The sequence below is a fragment of the Pseudomonas sp. LBUM1657 genome, assembly GCF_059716075.1.
The window spans coordinates 4,640,499-4,656,592 of record NZ_CP166799.1; the positions used below are offsets into that span (position 1 = coordinate 4,640,499).

Genomic DNA, 16,094 nt, shown 5'->3' on the forward strand with positions numbered 1-16,094 from the left:
GATTGATGAATGTCTGCCTACCCGAGTATCGACACCGAAGTGCTGCGCACCTTTGTCGCCATTGCCGATCAGGGCGGTTTCACCCGCGCCGGTGAACTGGTCAACCGCACCCAGTCAGCCGTGAGCATGCAGATGAAGCGGCTGGAAGAGGACGTGTTGCAGCGCCAGTTGTTCCAGCGCGACGGACGCCAAGTGCGGCTGACCGCCGAAGGCCAGGTGTTGCTTGGCTATGCCCGGCGCATCCTCAAGCTGCACAGCGAAGTGTTCAACACCCTGCGTGAGCCGCACATGGTCGGCCTGGTGCGCATCGGCACCCCGGACGATTATGTGATGCGATTTCTGCCGGGGATTCTGCGGCGATTTGCCCAGTCGTATCCGCTGATCCAGATCGAGGTTCACTGCGAATCATCAAAACAATTGCTGATGCGCCAGGACCTGGACTTGACCATCGTCACCCGCGAGCCGGGCAACGAAATCGGCCAGTTGTTGCGCAAGGAGCGTTTTGTCTGGGCCGAAGCGCAATGTTTCAGCGCCCACGAGCAAACGCCGTTGCCGCTGGCGATGTTCAACAGTGATTGCTTCTGCCGCATATGGGCCTGCAATGCCCTCGATGCGATGGGTCGCGATTACCGCGTGGCGTACAACAGCGACAGCCTGTCGGCGATCATGGCGGTGGTCAGCGCCGGGCTGGCGGTGACCGCGCAACTGGAAAGCCTGGTGACCCCGGACATGCGCATTCTCGGTGAAGCCGAAGACCTGCCCATACTGCCCGAGGCCAGCATCATGCTGGTGCGCAACCTGCACAATCCTTCGCCGATCACCGAATGCCTGGCCGAACACATCGTCGAAGGTTTCAAACTTTAAAGGCGAGCATCACCGCGCAGAACACCAGGAAGCCGCAGAACAGCCCGCGCAGCAGTCGTTCCGGCATGGCATGGGCGATCTTCACGCCCCAACTGATGCTCATCAGACCGCCGACTGCCAAGGGCACACCGATCACCCAATCCACCTGATGGTGCGCGGCATAGGTGACCAGCGTGACGCCCGTACTCGGCAACGCCAGCGCCAGCGACAAACCCTGTGCGACCACCTGGGTGGTGCCGAAAATACTGGTCAGCACCGGCGTCGCGACCACCGCCCCACCCACGCCAAACAACCCGCCCATGGTGCCGGATGCCGCACCAAGCGCCCCCAGCCAGGGCCATGAGTAATTCATCTGCGAAGAGGCCGGCGCGCTGGCGTAGAACATTCGCACCAGGTTATAGGCCGACAGCGCGATCAGGAACGCGACAAATCCCACGCGCATGGTTTGCGCATCAATGCCCACGGCCCAAATCGAGCCGATCCAGGCGAAGCAGAAACCCATCGAGGCCAGCGGCAGCGCATGACGCAATTCGATCCGGTTGCGCTGGTGATAACGCCACAACGCCAGCATGACGTTCGGAACTACCATCACCAGCGCCGTGCCTTGGGCGATCTGCTGATCGAGGCCGAACAACACGCCCAGCAGCGGAATCGCGATCAATCCGCCACCAATACCGAATATGCCACCGAGTGTGCCTAAGGCGGCGCCAAAGACCAGATACATCAAAAACTCAATCACAGGCGATTTCCCATTACGTCAGGGCGTTCATCCTACGCAGTTGACGCTGGCGGCGAAACGCATAGCAACGCACAATGGCTGTGCCAACTTCGCACAAGCAGCGGTAAAACCATGAATCCCAATCAATTGACGGAACAGTTGGGCCTGTTTCTCGACGTGCTGGAAACCGGCAGTTTTTCCGCGGCTTCCCGTCGTCATCCGCTGACCCCGTCGGCGGTCGCGCGGCGTATCGACAGCCTGGAAAACGCCGTCGGCAGCCAACTGTTCATTCGCAGTACTCACGCTGTACGTGCTACTCCGGCAGGCCTGGCATTTGCCGAGCGCGCGCGGCGCATTGTTGCTGAACTGCGGCTAGCCCGGGCGGAAGCGGTGTCCCTGAGCAGTGCGCCGGAAGGCTTGATCCGGATTGATGCCCCGGCCGCGTTCGGGCGGCGGCATCTGGCGCCGGTGATTGCTGATTTTCTGATGCTGTATCCCGGCCTCGACGTGCAACTGCACCTGATCGACAGTTTTGTCGACATGCAGGGTTTGAATCTGGGCAAGGTCGATCTGGTGCTGCGCGCCGGGCAAATGGCCGATACGCGTCTAGTGGCCACGCCGCTGGCGAGCATGGTGCGCATTGCCTGCGCGAGCCCAGACTATCTGAAGCGTCGTGGCGTGCCGAGCGGTCCAGCGCAGTTGAACGAACACGACGGCCTCGACTGGGAAGGCCTGGCCCCGCCCTTCGCCTGGCGTTTCGAACGGGACGGGCAGATGCATTTGCACCGCCCGGCACGCATTCGCATGAGCGCCAACAATGCTGAAGCATTGGTTTGCGGCGCATTGGCCGGGTTGGGTATCGCGCACTTGCCGACCTGGCTGGCCAGTGAGTATCTGCTGCGCGGCGAACTGCGGCCGCTGTTTTGCGAAAATGGCCTGCCACCACCTGAATCCACCGGTATCTACGCCTTGCGCCTGGAACAACAACCCAATTCCCGCAGCCGCTTGTTGCTGGAATACCTGAAAACGCGCTTCAGCCCGATCCCGCCGTGGGACTTGGCACTGCAAAACACCCTGGAGCAGCACTAGGCTAGAATTGTCTAGCGCATTAAAGATTCGCCCGCTAGATTCATGACGATCACTTTTCAAGGCTTCGAGATGACCACCGAGCGCAACACCCCGGATAACTGCGACGAACTACTGCTGGATAATCAGGCCTGCTTTGCCCTGCATTCCACTTCGTTGCTGATGACCAAGGTCTATAAGCCGCTGTTGCAAGCGTTGGGCCTGACCTATCCGCAATACCTGGCGATGATGGTGTTGTGGGAACAGGACGGTTTGACCGTAGGCGAAATCAGTACGCGGCTGCTGACCGATCCTGGCTCACTGACGCCGCTGCTCAAGCGCCTGGAAGTCGAAGGTTTCCTTAGTCGCACTCGCAGCCGCGAAGATGAACGAGTGGTGATTGTCGAATTGACCGAACAGGGTCGCGCCTTGCGGGAACAGGCGCGCGGCATTCCCCAGTGCATCCTCGGCGCCAGCGGGATGACCCTGGAGAGACTGCAGAAGCTGCAAGCGGAGTTGCAAACGCTGCGCAGTAATTTGCAAGACAGCCTCTGACCTAAAGAACACCATCTCCCCATTGTGGGAGCGGGCTTGCTCGCGAAAGCGGAGTGACATCCAGCATTGATGTTGACTGACACACCGCTTTCGCGAGCAAGCCCTCTCCCACACTTGTCTTAGGGTGCCTGCCACCTCGCCCCCTCGAAAAAAATTCTCCTTCGAAAAACCAGTCCCGACAGCTCTAACTCAATAGTCTTTTCAGCAATTGCTGCGCGCCCCAAGGCCTCGCCAAAACTTTTTTCAAAATTTATATTGCGCGCTAAATATTCGCGAGCTACATTTATCTCGCAGTTACTTAGCGCGCAAACATTTAGCGCAAACAACCAGAATCAAACGAGGCTCAAACCATGCAAACTCTCTACACCGCAATCGCAACCTCCACTGGCGGCCGTGACGGTCGTGCGGTTTCCAGCGACAACATCCTCGACGTCAAACTTGCCACCCCGAAAGAACTCGGTGGTGCTGGCGGCGCAGCGACCAACCCTGAGCAACTGTTCGCTGCCGGCTACTCCGCCTGCTTCATTGGCGCGCTGAAGTTTGTTGCCAGCCAGACCAAACGCACCATCCCGAACGATGCCTCGATCACCGCCCATGTCGGCATCGGTCAGATCCCTGGCGGTTTCGGTCTGGACATCGACCTGCACATCAGCCTGCCGGGTCTGGAACAAGCCGATGCGCAAAGCCTGGTCGACGCCGCTCACCAGGTCTGCCCGTACTCCAACGCCACCCGCGGCAATGTCGATGTGCGCCTGCACGTTACCGTCTAACCGCTGATCACCAGGCCGAACAGGAAACAAACATGAACACTTTCAGCAAAGTCTTGACCGGTACCCTTCTCGCCTTGTCCATTGGCAATGCAATCGCAGGCAATGGGGTTGAACACAACACCCAGGCATTCCTCGACGCACTGAATGCTGGCACCGGCAAACCGATGGAACAACTCACGCCAAAAGAAGCCCGCGCAGTGCTGGTGGGCGCGCAGGCCGGGGTGAAACTGACACTGCCCAAGGCTGATGTCAGCGAGAAGACCATTCAAGTCGACGGCCAACCGCTCAGCCTGACCATCGTCCGGCCGGCCGGGGTCAAAGGCGAACTGCCCGTGTTCATGTTCTTCCACGGGGGCGGCTGGGTATTGGGAGATTTCCCGACTCACGAACGCCTGGTTCGGGACCTGGTCGTGGGTTCGGGTGCGGCGGCGGTGTTCGTCAATTACACCCCGTCGCCGGAAGCGCATTACCCGGTGGCGATCAACCAGGCATACGCCGCGACCAAATGGGTGGCTGAGCACGGTAAAGAGATCAACGTCGATGGCAAGCGCCTGGCGGTTGCCGGTAACAGCGTCGGCGGCAACATGGCAGCCGTGGTTGCGCTGATGGCCAAGGACAAGGGCACGCCGACGATCAAATTCCAGGTGCTGCTGTGGCCGGTGACCGATGCGAACTTCGAAACCGCATCCTACAACCAGTTTGCCGAGGGGCACTTCCTCACCAAAAACATGATGAAGTGGTTCTGGGATAACTACACCACCGACGCCAAACAGCGTAACGAGATCTACGCCTCGCCGCTGCGGGCAACGACCGCACAACTCAAGGGCCTGCCACCTGCTCTGGTGCAGACCGCTGGTGCCGACGTACTGCGCGATGAAGGTGAAGCCTACGCCCGCAAACTCGACGAGGCCGGCGTGCCGGTCACAGCGGTTCGCTACAACGGCATGATCCACGACTACGGTTTGCTCAACGTGGTCAGCCAGGTGCCAGCGGTGCGCTCAGCAATGTTGCAGGCGTCCGAAGAGCTCAAGCAGCACCTGAAGAAATAACGCAGATCAATGTGGGAGCGGGCTTGCTCGCGAAGTGGGAGTGTCAGTGACATCAATGTGGCCTCACACTCCGCCTTCGCGAGCAAGTCGGATCGCCGCACCGCCGCTCCCACAATTGGTCCGCGTGTTTTCCGGCAGGTACAAAAAAGCCCGACTCAATGGTCGGGCTTTTTCATTCCTGAAGCTGTGCTTATTTAGCACGGCCTTTGTAGGAACCGCCTTCGCGGGTATCGATTTCGATTCGGTCACCGATTTCGATGAAGTCAGCAACTTGCAATTCAGTACCGTTGCTCAGCTTGGCAGGCTTCATTACTTTACCGGAAGTGTCACCGCGAGCGGAGCCTTCGGTGTAGTCAACTACACGCACGATAGTGGTCGGCAGTTCTACGGAAACCAGACGCTCTTCGAAGAAGATCGCTTCGCAAACGTCGGTCATGCCTTCTTCAACGAAAGGCAGAACGGCTTCGATGTCTTCAGCGTTCAGCTCGTACATGGTGTAGTCGGTGGTGTCCATGAACGTGTAGGTGTCGCCGCTGATGAAGGACAGGGTCGCTTCTTTGCGGTCGAGGATTACGTCGTCCAGTTTGTCGTCTGCGCTGTAAACGATCTCGGTCTTGTAACCGGTCAGCAGGTTTTTCAGCTTGGTCTTCATGATCGCGCTGTTACGACCGGACTTGGTGAATTCAGCTTTCTGAACCAGCCAAGGATCGTTCTCGAGACGGATCACGGTACCGGGTTTCAGTTCTTTACCAGTTTTCATTGCGAATATCCGAATTTGGATGGGATTTACAAAAATCTAGGCCGCGTATCATATCCAATTTACATAAAACTGTACCAGCGCTGCGGCAAGATCGGCCTGCAAGGCCTGTTCCAGACACCACGCTTCGGCATGCTTTTGCAGTTCCGGCCCGTGTTTGCGGGTTGATTGCCAATGCCCGGTCATATTGTCGCCTGCATTCCAGGCACGCCATAGACCGCTGATCGCCTCGCTGGCGGGTGCTGAAAGGCCTTTGGTGTACAGCTCAAGGAAGGCATCGAGCTTGTCCAGGTGGACATCTTCCTCCTGCTGATAGATGTGCCAGAGCAGCGGCCGCCCCGCCCACTGCGCCCGGACAAAGGAATCTTCGCCACGTACGGCGTTGAAATCGCAGCTCCACAGCAGCAGGTCATACTGGTCTTGTCGGACGAACGGCAGCACTTGCACGGTCAAGGCATCGCGCACATGCAGGGCGCCGGCCGCCAGGCCGTCGACACCGAGCCAGCGCTCGACATCGCCGAGCACCCGGCCTTCCGGCACCAGCAGATGAGTGGGCGTCGAGTCGGCAGCCATTGCGTCGAGCCAGCTGGCCAGCCCGGTGTTTTCGTAGGCGAACAGCGAGATCAACTGCGCATCGTGCGCACGATCAATCCCTAAACCTTGCAGGAATTCTCTTTGAGCGGCGGGGCTTTGCTGAAACTGCCTACGCCGCTCAAGCAATCCGCTCTCACGCAGCAAGCCGCCGGTGCCCTTCTGGAACCCCGGGAAGAAAAAGAACTTCTGCACGTTCTTGTACTTCACCGACGGCAAGCCGTGGCAGCCAATGATCCAGTCCTCGGCACTCAGATAGTCGAGGTTCATCCACAACGGCGGTTTTTCCCGTTCGGCCATGGCCTCCATGTAGGCAGGCGGCAACTGGCAAGCAAACGCGGCAATCACCACATCGGCGGCTTCGGCTGGTTGCCAGTCGGTCGGCCACTGACGCACTTCGACACCTTGCTGCCACTGCTGCGAAGCGTGGATGTCGATTGCCGGGCATAGTCGTTCGAAGGCTCGCAGATCATCGACCCACAAGCGCACCGTCACCGCATGTTCGGCCACCAGTTGTCGGGCCAGACGCCAGGTCACACCGATGTCGCCAAAGTTGTCGACCACGGTACAAAAAATATCCCAGCGGGTTTTCATTTCAGGCATTCCAGGCTCCCGTTGGCAAAGGCGCCGATTGTCCGCATAAATTACCCCGTGCAGAAGAGCCGACGGCGATTAATCTTCATGCGACAATCGCCACTTGCCCGCGACCACCCGCCAGGAGGCAGTCATGCCCTACCGTCCCAACCCGCGCCGGCCCTTGCCGATCCAGATCAATGCCGTGCAATTGACCGGCAGCATTGCCCTGGGTTTGTGGCTGGGGTTTATCGCGATCGCCCTGACGTGCTGGCTCGCCTCTCGCCTGTTGTTCAGCGAGCAACTGGCGCCCGTGGCCCAGGCGGTGCAACAACTGGCCAAGCCACCGTTGGTGGAGCAACCCGCGCCAGAGCTCGCCCCCCCAAACCCGATGTTCGAACAGTACGAAGAGAACCTGCGCAAGAACGAGCAGCAGCAAAGGCTCGATCAGGCACGCAGTAGTAACCGCAACCTGTCGAACGCCAAATGCCAGTTCTGGTTGCAGCAGGACCAGACGGCACCGAGCGAAAAAAGCCGCGCCAATGTCCTGCAATTCTGCGATTGATCATGAATAAACAAGCCGTCCACCAATTGATTCTCGACAAGCTGCGGATCGATCTCGACATCGCCGAACGTGCCGCGCAAACCGCTTACGAAACCGCGACCCACGAAGAAAACATCGCCGAAAACAAGTACGACACCCTCGGGCTGGAGGCGTCTTACCTGGCGGCCGGACAAGCTAAACGAGTCGAAGAAATCAGGCAGTCACTGACGCTTTGCCAGAACCTGAACCTGCGCCCTTACGACGATCAGCGCGGCATCGAAGTGGGCGCCCTACTCGGTCTGGAAGACGAAAAAGGTCGTGAGCAATGGCTGTTTCTGGCCCCCGACGCGGCGGGCTTGAAGATCGACCTGGTGGGGCAATTGATTACTGTCATCACCCCCCGCTCGCCGCTGGGCAAAAGCCTGCTGGGCAAGTTCGAAGGGGATGAAGTGGAGATTCTGGTGGCGGGCGCTCGGCAACAGTTTGCTGTCACCGAGGTGGTCTAGCGAGATTAATGGACCGGCAGTTCGACCCCGTCGAACAACTCTTCCAGTTCCTGTTTGTTGTGGCACTGGATCGCCTTGGCCATCACTTCACGGGTCAGGTGCGGGGCGAATTTCTCGATGAAGTCGCACATGAAGCCACGCAGGAACGTGCCGCGACGGAAACCAATCTTGGTCACGCTGGACTCGAACAGCTCGCTGGCATCGAGCACCACCAGGTCGGCATCGAGTTTGGTATCGACCGCCATTTTCGCCACGATGCCCACGCCCAGACCGAGACGAACGTAAGTCTTGATCACGTCGGCATCGGCGGCGGTGAACACCACTTTCGGCGTCAGGCCGCGATGGCTGAACGCTTCGTCGAGCTTCGAACGGCCGGTGAAACCGAATACGTAAGTCACGATCGGGTATTCGGCGAGGGCTTCAAGGGTCAGCTTCGGCACCTTGGTCAGCGGGTGACCTTGTGGCACGACCACGCAGCGGTTCCAGCGGTAGCACGGCATCATCACCAGATCACCGAACAGCTCCAGGGCTTCGGTGGCGATGGCGAAATCCACGGTGCCGTCAGCGGCCATTTCGGCAATCTGCATCGGCGAACCCTGGTGCATGTGCAGGGCAACGTCCGGGTATTGCTTGATGAAACTGCTGATCACCGGAGGCAACGCATAACGCGCCTGGGTGTGGGTGGTGGCGATCGACAGGGTGCCTTTCTTCTCGTTGGAGAATTCCTGGGCGATCTGCTTGATGCTTTCAACCTTGCGCAGGATCTCGCCAGCGGTGGTGATGATGCGCTCGCCGGCCGGAGTGACGCGGGTCAGGTGCTTGCCGCTGCGAGCGAAAACCTCGACCCCCAATTCGTCTTCCAGTAGACGGATCTGCTTGCTGATACCCGGTTGCGAGGTGTAGAGGCTTTGGGCAGTAGCGGAAACGTTGAGGTCGTGGTGCGCCACTTCCCAGATGTAGCGCAGTTGTTGAAGCTTCATATGAATCCCTCAAAGCAGGTAGACGCCACGGGCATCAGCGACGGTATATAACTATATTAATGGTTTGAAGAATAAATCTAGAACTTTTTATCAAACAGCCATTATTCGTGTTCTAGCGATCCCCTTGACGACGACGCTGCACCAGCGGCACCAGATAGACCGGCACATGCGCCAACTGCAACACCCGCGCTGCGGTCCGGCCCAAAGGCGTTTCCGCGCCAGCACCATGGCTATGACTACCTACGATCAACAAATCCACGGAGAGTTTCTGCGCCTGGTCGAGAATCACCTGCGATGGATCGCCTTGAACCACCCGCACCGCTTTGATCCGCGCCAGGTCTTGCTCACCCTCCCCCCCCAGTTCCTCACGAAAGCTGTCGAGCACTCGCTGCTCGATATTGGCAATCACCGTGTTCAGGCCCTGACTGTGAAACTCGTTCAACGACTGCTCATCGAGGTAACTCTGCAGCACCGATTCGGCAAACAACCCCATGGGCTCCACCGCATGCACCACATACAAGTCGGCATTGAATGTGCGAGCCAGCGCCAGGGCATGCTGCATCACCACAGGTGCGTACAGGCCGAGGTCAGTGGCATACAGCATCGAATGAATCATATGACCTCCTCGAGTGCCAACATGGCGGAGATTTGATTCAGCTTAGCAGTGCCTTGGCGAGTACGACGTGCCGTGTAACGCGTTGAAGCGCGGGCTTAAACTTTTTGCTCGTTGCTTATGCCATGGGGCACGTGACCGGTGGCAACCACCTCGCGGGCCAACTCGCAATGACCGGCCTGATCGTCGAAAAACACGTCGGCGGCAAAGGCTTCGAGAAACGCCGATTTGGTCAAGCCGCCGAGAAACAGCGACTCGTCCAGACGAATGTCCCATTCACGCAAGGTGCGGATCACGCGTTCATGAGCCGGCGCCGATCGCGCCGTCACCAGGGCGGTGCGGATCGGACAGGCGTCTTCCGGGAACTCGCGCTGCAACAGATTGAGAGCCGCGAGGAAGCCTTTGAACGGCCCTCCGCGCAAGGGCTCGCGGGCCGATTCTCGCTCGCTGGCCTGGAACGCTTCCAGGCCGCCGGACTGATAGACACGCTCCGATTCGTCGGAAAACAGCACCGCATCACCATCGAAGGCAATGCGCAATTCATCGCTGGCCGCACGGCTGGCGCCACCGGACAAAATGGTTGCCGCGGCGAACCCGGCATCCAGTGCACTGCGCACGTCTTCGGCATGGGTCGAGAGAAACAGGTCGCAACCAAACGCCTTGAGATAAGGATAAGGACTGCGCCCGCCGACAAACGCCGCACGGGAAATCGCCAGTCCGTAGTGGTGGATAGAGTTGAACACCCGCAGACCGGTGTCGGCACTGTTGCGCGACACCAGGATCACTTCGACCCTGGCGCGGCCAAGACTGGAGTTCAAGTTGAGGAGCTTCTGCACCAACGGAAAGGCATCACCAGGCTCGAGGATTTCGTCCTCGTGTTCGATCTGATACTGCCGATAGGCCTCGACGCCGCTCGACAGATAAACCTTGTGGCTTTCGCTCAGGTCGAACAGCGCACGCGAAGAAATCGCCAGCACCAGTTTGTCGTCAATCGTCTTTGCCATGCCCTTCCCCTTGGGTTGATCGACTCAGGTGTTACGTCGATCGATAAAACTCAAACTGCGATACAAGGCCTCGATTCGCGGCAACTCGCATCCCGCGGCTTTGGCTACCGCCAGTGGCCGGGCGTAAATCGCCTCCAGTTCCAGCGGCCGTTTGTGCAGGAAATCGTGGTACATGCTCGGCCAGTAGTCGGGCATTTTCTCGGTCACCATGAACAGATGGTCGGCATAGCCGGCCGGCATGTCGTGTCCACAGGCCGTTGCGCCCTGAACCACTTCGGCCATCAGTGCCTTGATCAGTTCCCGACTGTCGGCATCGGCCATCAACGGCGTGGTGCTTGCCCCGAGCAGAACCGACAGACCGTTGTAAGGGATATTCCAGACCAGTTTTTGCCAGCGCGCCTGATGCAGGTTCGGCATGGCCTGGGAATCGATGCCGGCGGCGCGGAACAGTCCGGCGCCTTCCTCGACAATCGCCATGCGCGCCTGTTCATCGGCTGCCGGACCACTGTGGTAACCGACATTCACCGCGCCGAGCGCCTGATGGGTGATGACCCCGGGACCGGCGCGATGGACGCAAATAAAGCAGAGCCCGCCGAGCACATGGAGCGAATCGGGGAGCAACGCGCGCAGGCTGTCTTCGACGTCCAGGCCGTTTTGCAACAGCAGCACTTTGGCATTCGGCGCCGCGGCTTGAATGATTGCCGGAGCGAGTTCCGCGTTGTTGGTGGTTTTCGCACCCACCAGCAGCCAGTCGCAACGCGGCATGTCTTCGGCCGTCGAATAGGCCTGAACCGGGTTCAGCGTCAAAGCGCCATGCACCGCACTGTCAAGTTGCAACCCGCGTTCGGCCACCGCCGAGAATTCACTGCGCAATAGAAAGTGCACATCGAAGCCGGCACGCGCCAGCATCAACCCGTAGAAACCGCCGATCGCACCGGTTCCGATAATACCGATTGTCGGTTTGGCAACTGCCCCCATCATGGCAACTCCTCTGCTGTTCGACTCAGCGCCTGCCCCACGGCTGCATTGAGCTCGATGCGGGTCAGGCGCGATTTAAGCGCCCCGAAGAACTCACCGTCGCGTACCACAAACAGCGCCGGCAAATGAAAGACCTGATAACGCTCGACCACCCCGCCATTGTCCCCGGCATCGATCCAGCACAGTCGATCGACCTGCAGATCAAGCTGGGGCAATTGCTCGCGGGCAAATCGGCAGCTGGCGCAACCGACACTGGTAAAAATCACCAGCGATACACCGCTCATCGCCAGCAGCCGTTGGTCGGCGTCGAAATCGGTCAGTTCCAATTCGACCACTATACTGGGGGAAACAATGTCAGATGGCCGACACATGGAGTCTGTGTTCATGGGACGTTTTCTTCCGCATCCTGACGAAGTGCCCGTCGAATTAACGTTGCTCAAGCCTGAGTGTCTTTCGCGACAACAGCTGCACACTATCAGCCTCGGGGGCATGGCTTGCAATTACCACCGCGCGTGGCGCTACGGTACGGCACTGCAAGTACGCATGCCGACCGTAAATCCCGATTTGCAGTTTCTGGGGTATGTGGCCTGGTGCCTGCGACGCAAGCACGGCTATCTGGTGGGCATCGCCTTCGTTGACGAACAGACGCTGTTCAGTGCCCGGATGGGCGAACAGGTGTGCCAGATCGAGCGATATTGCCGCATGCATGAGTCGCACAGCGACCTGCAGGATAACCAGGCCCTGGCGCTGGAATGGGTCCAGCAGCATGCCGACGAGTTCTCTCACGACACGGTTCGCAGGGCATTTGCACAGCCAGTGCTGGATGAAGAGGCGTTCGCAACTGGTTTCCCCGTCAGAGAAACTAATTGAGAATGCCCCCTAAACCGGTGTCTGCCCATTGTCGAGCGGCGGTGTAACGCGCTAAGGTTCGGCTCCCCGACGCGCTTAATTTGCTGTGCTCCGCCGCGCGGGTTCGCTGGCGGCCGGCACCCGTGACCTGACGAGTAAACGATGGCTGATTTACCGATCAACGACCTAAACGTCGCCTCCAACGAGACGCTGATCACTCCCGATCAGCTCAAGCGTGATATCCCTCTGAGCGACGCTGCCTTGCGCACCGTCACCAAGGGTCGCGAAGTCATTCGCAACATTCTTGATGGCACCGACCACCGCCTGTTTGTTGTCATCGGGCCTTGCTCGATCCACGACATCAAGGCTGCCCACGAATACGCCGAGCGCCTGAAGACGCTCGCTGCGGAAGTGTCCGATACCCTGTATCTGGTCATGCGCGTGTATTTCGAGAAGCCACGCACCACCGTCGGCTGGAAAGGTTTGATCAACGACCCGTACCTGGACGACTCCTTCAAGATCCAGGACGGTCTGCACATTGGCCGCCAGTTGCTGCTGGACCTGGCCGAGATGGGCCTACCGACCGCGACCGAAGCCCTCGACCCGATCTCCCCGCAGTACTTGCAGGACCTGATCAGTTGGTCGGCCATCGGCGCGCGAACCACCGAATCCCAGACCCACCGTGAAATGGCCTCCGGCCTGTCTTCGGCTGTCGGCTTCAAGAACGGCACCGACGGCGGCTTGACCGTGGCGATCAACGCCCTGCAGTCCGTGTCCAGCCCGCACCGTTTCCTGGGGATCAACCAGGAAGGTGGCGTATCGATCGTGACAACCAAGGGCAACGCCTACGGTCACGTCGTGCTGCGCGGTGGCAACGGTAAACCGAACTACGATTCGGTCAGCGTCGCACTGTGCGAGCAAGCGCTGAACAAGGCGAAGATCAAGCCGAACATCATGGTCGATTGCAGCCACGCCAACTCCAACAAGGACCCGGCCCTGCAACCGCTGGTGATGGAGAACGTCGCCAACCAGATCCTCGAAGGCAACAAGTCGATCATTGGTTTGATGGTCGAGAGCCACCTGAACTGGGGCTGCCAGGCGATTCCGAAAGACCTCGCCGACCTGCAATACGGCGTCTCGATCACCGACGCCTGCATCGACTGGACCGCCACCGAAAACACCTTGCGCAGCATGCATGCCAAGCTCAAGGATGTGCTGCCTAAACGCGATCGCATCTGATCGCCGTTTGCTGCACACACAAAAACGCCGGGCTTAAACCCGGCGTTTTTTTATGCGTTGTTTTATGTCACTGGCTCAGCTTGGCGGCATGCCGCTGGTGACGCTCCATGTAGCGCTCCACGTAGGAGCACGATGGAATGACGGTGTAGCCCATTTCTTCGGCGTACTGCAGCGCTTGCTCGGTCAATGCCGCAGCAATGCCGCGACCGCGCAATGCGTTGGGCACAAAGGTACGATAGATATCCAGGGTCTGTTTCCCCAGATCCATATAGGTCAGGTAGGCACGATGACCGTCCACATTGGTCTCGAACTGATGACCAGCCTGGTCATGGTGGATGGACAACGCCTCGCTCATCACTACTCCTCGCGGGTCTGGAATTCTGACCCCTACCTTACCGATGTTTTTCCGGCGAAGGAACATCTACGCCACCCCGTGCCTGAATGGACACCGAGAAGAGCTGCACCGTTCTCGCGCAACCGAGCACGTATCAAATAGTAGGCACCATTGGCAAAAATGCTCAAGGTTCGCTCGTCATCACGCAGGTTGGCGGGTGCTGCTCCGGGTTACGCAGGAAAGGCTCGACCGAAGATCTCTGAAGGTCGAAAGCCCGAACATTGCCGGATGTTGAGACTTGAGACGAACGCCCTTTGTTAAAGTCACCTGAACATGGAGAAAGATATGAGAGGCGCTGCGCAAATCCCGAACAAAAGTGTAGACGAATCCATATAGACAGACTTTAACCAAGACCGGCAAAAGAGCTGCGAGCACGGGGAACTTTTTCTCGCCGGCTCGCTCAGCTCGGGCCTCGCAGCTGGATATTTTTTAAACAATGCAGTTAAAAGTTGCTCGAAAAAGAATCAACGCCTACAATTTTTTTTGCTTCTTGCTTTACGTCAGTTTACTTACGACAAGTAATGGGTAGTATGTACGCCGGCTATTTCCTCACTCTGAGGAGACAGCTACTTAATAGAAAGTCCTTGAAGGGGAACACGATGAACAACGTTCTGAAATTCTCTGCTCTGGCTCTGGCCGCAGTTCTGGCTACCGGTTGCAGCAGCGTATCGAAAGAAACCGAAGCACGTCTGACTGCTACTGAAGACGCAGCTGCTCGCTCCCAGGCTCGTGCAGACGAAGCTTACCGTAAAGCTGATGAAGCTCTGGCTGCTGCTCAAAAAGCACAACAGACTGCTGACGAAGCTAACGAGCGTGCTCTGCGCATGCTGGAAAAAGCTAGCCGCAAGTAATAGTCCCTCGGGATTGTTATCAAGCCGACCCATTTATGGGTCGGCTTTTTTATTGCCTGTCGTTTCGTACAGGCAACAAAAAACCCGCCGACGCGGCCTGCGTCGGCGGGTTCTTTTCAAGCGTTACTGCAGCGGGTCGATCGGCGCACTCGTCACCATCGGCGCGGAAGTATTCGGCACGGCGATTTCCACCGGCAGACCATCTTCAGCAGCAACCACGTCACGGACCACATCCCAGTTCATGCGCAGGTTGTTGGTGATGTCCTCACGCTTGAGCATCGCATTGATCACCGCCGTGTGCTTGTCGACCACCGACGGATTGCCGTTGTCGTCCAGCGGTGTGTGCGCTTCCAGATACACCTTGCCGCCACTGATGCCGAACTTGTAAGGATCACTGATGATCCGTACCGACGTGCCGACCGGCACCATGCCCGCCATTTCCAGCACGTTGTTGTTGAACATGCGGAAGCAACCGTGACTGGTGCGCATGCCGATGCCGAACTTCTTGTTCGAACCGTGGATCAGGTAGCCCGGCGTGCCCAAGGTGAACTTGAACGGCCCCAGCGGGTTGTCCGGGCCTGCCGGCACCACGTTTGGCAGCGGGTCACCATCGGCCAAGTGTTCGGCCTTGATCGACGCAGGAGGCGTCCAGGTCGGATTCGGCGTCTTGGCGATGATGCTGGTGTGAGCGATGGGCGAGCCCCAACCTTCACGACCGATACCCAGCGGGAAGGTGTAGACCACGTCCCGGCCTTTCGGGAAGTAGTAGAGGCGGTATTCGGCCAGGTTGATGACGATGCCTTCACGCGGGCCCGGCGGCAGGATGAAGCGCGTCGGTAGGACGATCTCGGTGCCAGCACCCGGCAACCATGGATCGACGCCAGGGTTGGCCGCGACCATTTCCGAATAGCCCAGATCGTAGGTGGTGCCAAGGTCAGCGAAAGTGTCTTCGTATTTGGCCTGGATCACTTGCACCTGGCCGATGATGTCTTCACCGGGCGGTGGCAGGGGCAGCTCCAATGCTGCAACGGGACCCGCCACACAGAGGGCGGCAAGGGTCAGACAACGGGTGACGACAGGAAAGCGCGGCAACATCCGGAAAATCCTTCGCATGATCAACAAGGGTATAAAAACGGGATTGTACACCGGCGTCCGGAATTTCGGGGAGTTGGCCGATAGCGAGCTATCTTTGTC

20 protein-coding genes are annotated in these 16,094 nt (G+C 58.7%); 10 read left to right on the top strand and 10 right to left on the bottom strand.

Going from position 1 to position 16,094, the window contains the following annotated elements; translation table 11 throughout:
• Positions 1 to 9: 9 nt before the first annotated feature.
• The gene (locus tag ACA055_RS21345) at positions 10 to 864 is read left to right on the top strand and encodes a LysR substrate-binding domain-containing protein (RefSeq protein ID WP_497680453.1); all 855 of its coding nucleotides are present in this window, start codon (positions 10 to 12) and stop codon (positions 862 to 864) included.
• On the opposite strand, the gene ACA055_RS21350 is transcribed toward ACA055_RS21345, so the two are convergent.
• On the bottom strand, positions 854 to 1,588 hold the full coding sequence (locus ACA055_RS21350) for a sulfite exporter TauE/SafE family protein (protein ID WP_497680454.1): 735 nt from the start codon (positions 1,586 to 1,588) through the stop codon (positions 854 to 856). The two genes, ACA055_RS21345 and ACA055_RS21350, sit on opposite strands and share 11 nt — an antisense overlap.
• A 126-nt stretch (positions 1,589 to 1,714) precedes the next feature.
• Here ACA055_RS21350 and ACA055_RS21355 point away from each other — a divergent pair, with 126 nt between their 5' ends.
• From ACA055_RS21355 to ACA055_RS21370, 4 genes are all read left to right on the top strand, one after another.
• Positions 1,715 to 2,671: a LysR family transcriptional regulator gene (locus ACA055_RS21355; protein ID WP_497680455.1), complete on the top strand. Its 957-nt coding sequence runs from the start codon at positions 1,715 to 1,717 to the stop codon at positions 2,669 to 2,671.
• 69 nt (positions 2,672 to 2,740) lie between these two features.
• The gene (locus ACA055_RS21360) at positions 2,741 to 3,202 is read left to right on the top strand and encodes a MarR family winged helix-turn-helix transcriptional regulator (RefSeq protein ID WP_497684461.1); all 462 of its coding nucleotides are present in this window, start codon (positions 2,741 to 2,743) and stop codon (positions 3,200 to 3,202) included.
• A gap of 350 nt (positions 3,203 to 3,552) precedes the next feature.
• Positions 3,553 to 3,972 (top strand): organic hydroperoxide resistance protein, encoded by a 420-nt coding sequence (locus tag ACA055_RS21365; protein WP_027925717.1) that lies wholly within the window; start codon positions 3,553 to 3,555, stop codon positions 3,970 to 3,972.
• Between the two features lie 32 nt (positions 3,973 to 4,004).
• Complete coding sequence (locus ACA055_RS21370) at positions 4,005 to 5,021, top strand: alpha/beta hydrolase (RefSeq protein ID WP_497680456.1); 1,017 nt, start codon at positions 4,005 to 4,007, stop codon at positions 5,019 to 5,021.
• A 190-nt stretch (positions 5,022 to 5,211) separates the two neighbouring features.
• Here ACA055_RS21370 and ACA055_RS21375 read toward each other — a convergent pair whose 3' ends face one another.
• Positions 5,212 to 5,781: an elongation factor P gene (locus ACA055_RS21375; RefSeq protein ID WP_032626910.1), complete on the bottom strand. Its 570-nt coding sequence runs from the start codon at positions 5,779 to 5,781 to the stop codon at positions 5,212 to 5,214.
• 48 nt (positions 5,782 to 5,829) lie between these two features.
• Positions 5,830 to 6,972 (bottom strand): elongation factor P maturation arginine rhamnosyltransferase EarP, encoded by a 1,143-nt coding sequence (gene earP, locus ACA055_RS21380; protein WP_497680457.1) that lies wholly within the window; start codon positions 6,970 to 6,972, stop codon positions 5,830 to 5,832.
• 124 nt (positions 6,973 to 7,096) lie between these two features.
• Here earP and ACA055_RS21385 point away from each other — a divergent pair, with 124 nt between their 5' ends.
• The gene (locus tag ACA055_RS21385) at positions 7,097 to 7,507 is read left to right on the top strand and encodes a hypothetical protein (RefSeq protein ID WP_497680458.1); all 411 of its coding nucleotides are present in this window, start codon (positions 7,097 to 7,099) and stop codon (positions 7,505 to 7,507) included.
• 2 nt (positions 7,508 to 7,509) lie between these two features.
• Complete coding sequence (locus tag ACA055_RS21390; RefSeq protein ID WP_497680459.1) at positions 7,510 to 7,992, top strand: GreA/GreB family elongation factor; 483 nt, start codon at positions 7,510 to 7,512, stop codon at positions 7,990 to 7,992.
• 5 nt (positions 7,993 to 7,997) lie between these two features.
• On the opposite strand, the gene cysB is transcribed toward ACA055_RS21390, so the two are convergent.
• The 5 genes from cysB to ACA055_RS21415 form a co-directional block, all read right to left on the bottom strand.
• Entirely contained in the window at positions 7,998 to 8,972 is a 975-nt protein-coding gene (gene cysB, locus ACA055_RS21395; RefSeq protein WP_497680460.1) for an HTH-type transcriptional regulator CysB, read from the bottom strand.
• A 112-nt stretch (positions 8,973 to 9,084) separates the two neighbouring features.
• Positions 9,085 to 9,588: a universal stress protein gene (locus tag ACA055_RS21400; RefSeq protein WP_497680461.1), complete on the bottom strand. Its 504-nt coding sequence runs from the start codon at positions 9,586 to 9,588 to the stop codon at positions 9,085 to 9,087.
• A 95-nt stretch (positions 9,589 to 9,683) separates the two neighbouring features.
• Entirely contained in the window at positions 9,684 to 10,589 is a 906-nt protein-coding gene (locus ACA055_RS21405) for a 5'-nucleotidase (RefSeq protein WP_497680462.1), read from the bottom strand.
• Between the two features lie 24 nt (positions 10,590 to 10,613).
• Positions 10,614 to 11,570, bottom strand: a complete 957-nt coding sequence (locus ACA055_RS21410) for a putative 2-dehydropantoate 2-reductase (protein ID WP_497680463.1) — start codon at positions 11,568 to 11,570, stop codon at positions 10,614 to 10,616.
• Positions 11,567 to 11,953 carry a thioredoxin family protein gene (locus ACA055_RS21415; protein WP_497680464.1) on the bottom strand — a complete coding sequence of 129 codons (387 nt, stop codon included), beginning with the start codon at positions 11,951 to 11,953 and terminating at the stop codon, positions 11,567 to 11,569. Before ACA055_RS21415 ends, ACA055_RS21410 begins: the two co-directional genes overlap by 4 nt.
• Between ACA055_RS21415 and ACA055_RS21420 the strand changes: the two genes are divergently transcribed.
• Positions 11,952 to 12,437, top strand: coding sequence for a PilZ domain-containing protein (locus tag ACA055_RS21420; protein WP_497680465.1), 486 nt, complete (start codon positions 11,952 to 11,954; stop codon positions 12,435 to 12,437). The genes ACA055_RS21415 and ACA055_RS21420 overlap by 2 nt on opposite strands.
• A 141-nt stretch (positions 12,438 to 12,578) precedes the next feature.
• Entirely contained in the window at positions 12,579 to 13,655 is a 1,077-nt protein-coding gene (locus ACA055_RS21425; RefSeq protein WP_497680466.1) for a 3-deoxy-7-phosphoheptulonate synthase, read from the top strand.
• Between the two features lie 67 nt (positions 13,656 to 13,722).
• Here the strand turns inward: ACA055_RS21425 and ACA055_RS21430 are convergent, their stop codons facing one another.
• Positions 13,723 to 14,010 carry a GNAT family N-acetyltransferase gene (locus tag ACA055_RS21430; protein WP_020800382.1) on the bottom strand — a complete coding sequence of 96 codons (288 nt, stop codon included), beginning with the start codon at positions 14,008 to 14,010 and terminating at the stop codon, positions 13,723 to 13,725.
• A gap of 638 nt (positions 14,011 to 14,648) precedes the next feature.
• Here ACA055_RS21430 and oprI point away from each other — a divergent pair.
• Positions 14,649 to 14,900 (top strand): outer membrane lipoprotei OprI, encoded by a 252-nt coding sequence (gene oprI, locus ACA055_RS21435; RefSeq protein WP_003172710.1) that lies wholly within the window; start codon positions 14,649 to 14,651, stop codon positions 14,898 to 14,900.
• Between the two features lie 123 nt (positions 14,901 to 15,023).
• On the opposite strand, the gene ACA055_RS21440 is transcribed toward oprI, so the two are convergent.
• Positions 15,024 to 15,995 (bottom strand): L,D-transpeptidase family protein, encoded by a 972-nt coding sequence (locus ACA055_RS21440; RefSeq protein WP_497680467.1) that lies wholly within the window; start codon positions 15,993 to 15,995, stop codon positions 15,024 to 15,026.
• Positions 15,996 to 16,094: the final 99 nt, after the last annotated feature.

Bases quoted from the DNA above. Each gene is read 5' to 3' on its own strand.
- ACA055_RS21345 (WP_497680453.1), top strand. From the start codon at position 10: ATGTCTGCCTACCCGAGTATCGACACCGAAGTGCTGCGCACCTTTGTC.
- ACA055_RS21350 (WP_497680454.1), bottom strand. From the start codon at position 1,588: ATGTATCTGGTCTTTGGCGCCGCCTTAGGCACACTCGGTGGCATATTC.
- ACA055_RS21355 (WP_497680455.1), top strand. From the start codon at position 1,715: ATGAATCCCAATCAATTGACGGAACAGTTGGGCCTGTTTCTCGACGTG.
- ACA055_RS21360 (WP_497684461.1), top strand. From the start codon at position 2,741: ATGACCACCGAGCGCAACACCCCGGATAACTGCGACGAACTACTGCTG.
- ACA055_RS21365 (WP_027925717.1), top strand. From the start codon at position 3,553: ATGCAAACTCTCTACACCGCAATCGCAACCTCCACTGGCGGCCGTGAC.
- ACA055_RS21370 (WP_497680456.1), top strand. From the start codon at position 4,005: ATGAACACTTTCAGCAAAGTCTTGACCGGTACCCTTCTCGCCTTGTCC.
- ACA055_RS21375 (WP_032626910.1), bottom strand. From the start codon at position 5,781: ATGAAAACTGGTAAAGAACTGAAACCCGGTACCGTGATCCGTCTCGAG.
- earP (WP_497680457.1), bottom strand. From the start codon at position 6,972: ATGCCTGAAATGAAAACCCGCTGGGATATTTTTTGTACCGTGGTCGAC.
- ACA055_RS21385 (WP_497680458.1), top strand. From the start codon at position 7,097: ATGCCCTACCGTCCCAACCCGCGCCGGCCCTTGCCGATCCAGATCAAT.
- ACA055_RS21390 (WP_497680459.1), top strand. From the start codon at position 7,510: ATGAATAAACAAGCCGTCCACCAATTGATTCTCGACAAGCTGCGGATC.
- cysB (WP_497680460.1), bottom strand. From the start codon at position 8,972: ATGAAGCTTCAACAACTGCGCTACATCTGGGAAGTGGCGCACCACGAC.
- ACA055_RS21400 (WP_497680461.1), bottom strand. From the start codon at position 9,588: ATGATTCATTCGATGCTGTATGCCACTGACCTCGGCCTGTACGCACCT.
- ACA055_RS21405 (WP_497680462.1), bottom strand. From the start codon at position 10,589: ATGGCAAAGACGATTGACGACAAACTGGTGCTGGCGATTTCTTCGCGT.
- ACA055_RS21410 (WP_497680463.1), bottom strand. From the start codon at position 11,570: ATGATGGGGGCAGTTGCCAAACCGACAATCGGTATTATCGGAACCGGT.
- ACA055_RS21420 (WP_497680465.1), top strand. From the start codon at position 11,952: ATGGGACGTTTTCTTCCGCATCCTGACGAAGTGCCCGTCGAATTAACG.
- ACA055_RS21415 (WP_497680464.1), bottom strand. From the start codon at position 11,953: ATGAACACAGACTCCATGTGTCGGCCATCTGACATTGTTTCCCCCAGT.
- ACA055_RS21425 (WP_497680466.1), top strand. From the start codon at position 12,579: ATGGCTGATTTACCGATCAACGACCTAAACGTCGCCTCCAACGAGACG.
- ACA055_RS21430 (WP_020800382.1), bottom strand. From the start codon at position 14,010: ATGAGCGAGGCGTTGTCCATCCACCATGACCAGGCTGGTCATCAGTTC.
- oprI (WP_003172710.1), top strand. From the start codon at position 14,649: ATGAACAACGTTCTGAAATTCTCTGCTCTGGCTCTGGCCGCAGTTCTG.
- ACA055_RS21440 (WP_497680467.1), bottom strand. From the start codon at position 15,995: ATGTTGCCGCGCTTTCCTGTCGTCACCCGTTGTCTGACCCTTGCCGCC.